Source organism: Selenomonas sp. (assembly GCF_052169755.1).
Taxonomy (GTDB): domain Bacteria; phylum Bacillota; class Negativicutes; order Selenomonadales; family Selenomonadaceae; genus Selenomonas.
The window spans coordinates 1-4428 of sequence record NZ_JBQNBV010000152.1; the positions used below are offsets into that span (position 1 = coordinate 1).

Below are 4428 nucleotides of genomic sequence, written 5' to 3' on the forward strand. Positions count from 1 at the left end.
AGATACGCAGCAGGAGCTGCATTCCCTCGACATAGTTGTCAAAACATACGTTGAAAAACGTATCGTCTATCAAACGGAATTTTTGAATCAGCACACCATATTCCGCAGGAATGTCCTTCTTGATTATCCTCACCGCGCCTATAGCCTCCTCACCTTGTTCTACTATCATAGTATGCACTGCGGCGAAGATTGTCAAGGCTGAAAATTTCGGCGAAACACCCAGGGGTGTCAAAAATCCGAGTCGTAAAAATGCTCGTGATGCAGACAAAGCAACATAAAAAGAAGCCTCATCCCTTGCAGCATAAGGAATGAGGCTTCTTCTACTTAAATTCGACAAATTCATTGAGCCTGGCGCCGCCTTTGATCATTGGCTCGACGAAGCTCTTCGCGAGTTTTAGCACGATGACGCGCGGCTCGTCGGCCTGTGTGGCGCGTCCGAAGGCGCGAACGAACTCCTCTTGCGTCTGCACAGTTTCTGCTGCGATGCCGAAGCTGTTGGCATAGGCGACGAAGTCCATCGAATGACCAAGCTCGCAGGCGATATAGCGCTCTTTATACATGACCTTTTGCAGTTGACGAATCATGCCGAGTGCAGAGTTGTCCATGACGAGTGAGATCACAGGCAGCTTGAGCCTTGCGATCGTATACAGCTCGTTTCCCGTCATGCGCATACCGCCGTCGCCTGCGATATGAATGACGCGGCGGCTCTTGCCATAGGCGACCTGCGCCCCCATAGCGGCGGGCAGACCGAATCCCATCGTGCCGAGACCACCCGAGGTAAGCCACGATCTCGGCTCTTCGATTCGCAGGTGAAGCGCCGCCCACATCTGATGCTGCCCGACATCGGTCGCAAACGAGTACGGCTTGCCTGCCGTAGCGAGCGCTACATGATGCATTGCCCACGGCGCCGTCAGTGTATCGACTTCGTAATCATAGGCGAACGCTTCGTCCCAGTGACGGATATGTTTGAGCCATTCCTCGGTGCAGGAAAGCGGCTCCGGCTTCATCAAGAGGCGCAGAATCGTTTTCATATCGCCCGCAAGACCGATGGAGCTTGGAATGTTCTTATCAATCTCCGCCGGATCAATATCTATGTGAATGAATTTGGTCCCCTTCATATATTTGACGACATTTCCCGTCTGGCGGTCGCCGAATCGACTGCCGACGGCGATGATGACATCGGATTCGGCAATGGCGTTGTTCGCCGCCTTGCGCCCATGCATACCGGCGAAACCGACGCACAAAGGATGCGATCGCGGCATGGAGCCAAATCCCATCAACGTCTGCACAACGGGGATGCCGTAGCGCTCGGCAAAAGTCGTAAGCTCCTTCGATGCGCCCGCATAAACGACGCCGCCGCCCGCAATGATGATCGGCTTCTTCGCACGACGAATCGCTTCCGCCGCTTCCGCCGCACAGATGAGGAAGTCCGCGTCGGGTTTTCCGGGCGTCTTCTCCTCATAGATGCAGCTTTCGTACTTCACGTCGGCAAAGAAGAGGTCTCGCGGAATGTCGACAAGCACAGGTCCGGGCCTGCCGCTGCGCGCGATATCAAACGCTTCGCGCAGGGTCGGTATGAGTTTCGCCGCGTCCTTGACCTTGAAATTGTGCTTCGTCACGGGCATCGTGATGCCGAGGATGTCCGTTTCCTGAAAGGCGTCGCGCCCCAGAAGCCCCGTATCGACCTGCCCCGTGATAGCCACCAGTGGGATGGAATCCATGAATGCCGTGGCGATGCCCGTCACGAGATTCGTCGCGCCAGGCCCCGATGTCGCAAGACAGACGCCGACCTTTCCCGTCGCACGCGCATAGCCGTCGGCGGCGTGCGCTGCGCACTGCTCGTGCGAGGTGACGATCTGATGAATATTTTTTTCATCGTAAAGCGCATCGTAGAGCGGCAGGTTCATGCCGCCCGGATAGCCGAAGATCGTGTCGACGCCCTGCTCCTTCAGACATTCGACAACTGCTTTCGCGCCTCTCATGCAAAGCCTCTCCTTTCCTGCCCGCGCTTATATATGCGCGAGCACCGCTTCTGCCATCTGCTCGGTGTTCGCCTTCTTGAAGCCGTCCTTCCATAGGTCTGCCGTGCGCCAGCCGTCGGCGAGCGCCGCATCGACGGCGCTTTCGATCGCCTGCGCCGCTTCTTCTTCGGCAAGCGCATAGCGCAGCAACATCGCCGCCGAGAGGATCGTGCCGATGGGATTGGCGATGCCCTTGCCCGCAATATCGGGCGCAGAGCCGTGAATCGGCTCGAAGAGGCTCGTCTTTTCGCCGATGCTCGCCGACGGCATCATGCCGATGGAGCCGCCGACGACCGCCGCCTCGTCCGACAGGATGTCGCCGAAAAGATTGCCCGTGACGATGACATCGAACTGCGTCGGACGCACGGCAAGCTGCATGGCACAGTTGTCGACATAGAGATTCGTAAGCTCGACATCCGCGTAGTCCTTCGCGACCTCAGCCACCGTGCGCCGCCAGAGGCGCGAAGTCGCGAGCACGTTCGCCTTGTCAACGCTCGTGACATGGCTGCGGCGCAGCTTCGCCGTCTCGAACGCGAGCTTTGCGATGCGCTCGACTTCGGGAACGGAATAGTTTTCGAGATCCCATGCCCTCTCGTGACCGTCCTTGATCTCCGACTCGCATTTCTCGCCGAAGTAGATGCCGCCGATCAGCTCGCGCACAATGACGAGATCAGCGCCCTTGACAAGCTCGGGCTTCAGCGGCGAATACTCAACGAGCGCGTCAGCGACCTTCACGGGACGCAGGTTTGCGTAAAGGCCGAGACCCTTCCGAAGACCCAAAATCGCCTTTTCCGGGCGCAGAGCAGGCTCTACCGCGTCCCACTTATCGCCGCCGACAGCGCCGAAGAGCACGCCGTCTGCCGCCTGCGCGGCGGCGAGCGTCGCCTCCGGCAGCGGCGTGCCGTGCTTGTCGTAAGCCGTGCCGCCCGCATCATGCTCCTCATAGGAGAGCGCCAAACGGAACTTTTCCGCCGTCTTCTTGAGCACGGCGACGGCTGCATCCGTGATTTCTCTGCCGATGCCGTCGCCCGGTATCACCACAATCTTCTTTGCCATCAGAGCGCCCCCTTTTCTTTGATGTAGTTAATCAGGCCGCCCGCTTCGGCGATCTCCTGCACGAATCCCGGCAGAGGATGCGCCTGAAAGACGTCGCCCGTCGTGAGATTCTCGATCTTTCCCGTTTCCGTATCGACGCGCAGCTCATCACCCGCGCTGATCTTCTCCACATCATCGCCGATTTCCAGGAGCGGCAAGCCAATGTTGATGCCGTTGCGATAGAAGATGCGCGCGAAATCTGCCGCGATGATCACGGGGATACCCGATGCCTTGATGGCGACGGGCGCGTGTTCGCGTGACGAGCCGCAGCCGAAGTTCTTGCCGCCGACCATGATGTCGCCTTCCTGCACGTTTTTCGCGAAACTCTCATCAATGTCAACCATGCAGTGCTCCGCCAGCTCCTTCGGATCGAAGCTGTTCAGATAGCGCGCGGGAATGATGACGTCCGTATCGATATTGTCGCCGTAGCGCCAGACTTTTCCTTGCAAACTCATCTCACTTTACCTCCTCCGGCGCGGCGATTCTGCCCAAGATGGCGCTCGCAGCCGCCACATGCGGGCCTGCCAGATAGACCTCGCTGTCGACATGCCCCATGCGCCCGCGAAAATTACGATTCGTCGTAGAAACACAGCGTTCGCCCGCCGTCAAGATACCCATGTAGCCGCCGAGGCAAGGGCCGCACGTCGGCGCAGCGACGGCACAGCCCGCATCGATGAAGGCATCGATGTAGCCGAGGTGCATCGCCTCCTGATAAACCGCCTGACTGCCCGGAATCACGATGCAGCGCACATCGGGATGCACCTCACGCCCCTTCAATAGCCCTGCGGAAATCTCAAGATCCTCCAAGCGTCCGTTCGTACAGGAGCCGATAACCACTTGATCGATCTTGATCGGCTCGGCGATATCCATGACGCGCTTCGTGTTGCCCGGCAGATGCGGGAAAGCGACGACGGGACGCAGAGACGAGAGGTCGATTTCGACGGTGCGGCAATACTTCGCATCAGCATCCGATGCCACAGGCTCATACGCGCCTTTGACGCGGTCTTCAACGTACTCCTTCGTCTTTTCATCAAAGGGGAAAATGCCGTTTTTCGCGCCCGCTTCAATCGCCATGTTGGCAATCGTCAAACGATCCGTCATTGTCAGAGCGGCGACGCCTTCGCCTGTGAATTCCAGCGACTTGTAGAGTGCGCCGTCGACGCCGATCATGCCGATGAGCGTCAGGATCACGTCCTTGCCATTGACATCAGCAGGCTTCTCTCCCGTCAGATGCACCGCGATCGTCTCGGGCACTTTGAACCAAGCCCGCCCCGTCGCCATGCCGACGGCGAGATCAGTCGTGCCAACGCCC

At 58.5% G+C, this 4428-nt stretch carries 4 protein-coding genes and 1 pseudogene; all 5 read right to left on the minus strand.

The window, feature by feature from the left end; translation table 11 throughout:
- Nucleotides 1–343 (minus strand): annotated as a pseudogene (locus ACTTKG_RS09330) (hypothetical protein); the annotation flags it as partial.
- Nucleotides 321–1982, minus strand: coding sequence for a biosynthetic-type acetolactate synthase large subunit (ilvB, locus tag ACTTKG_RS09335; protein ID WP_442673935.1), 1662 nt, complete (start codon nt 1980–1982; stop codon nt 321–323). The pseudogene ACTTKG_RS09330 and the gene ilvB, both read right to left, overlap by 23 nt.
- Nucleotides 1983–2009: 27 nt before the next feature.
- Nucleotides 2010–3077, minus strand: a complete 1068-nt coding sequence (gene leuB / locus ACTTKG_RS09340; RefSeq protein ID WP_442673936.1) for a 3-isopropylmalate dehydrogenase — start codon at nt 3075–3077, stop codon at nt 2010–2012.
- Entirely contained in the window at nt 3077–3571 is a 495-nt protein-coding gene (locus ACTTKG_RS09345) for a 3-isopropylmalate dehydratase small subunit (RefSeq protein WP_006192243.1), read from the minus strand. Before ACTTKG_RS09345 ends, leuB begins: the two co-directional genes overlap by 1 nt.
- Before the next feature lies 1 nt (nt 3572).
- The coding region (locus ACTTKG_RS09350) for an aconitase/3-isopropylmalate dehydratase large subunit family protein (RefSeq protein ID WP_442673937.1) at nt 3573–4428 on the minus strand (856 nt) is incomplete at its 5' end.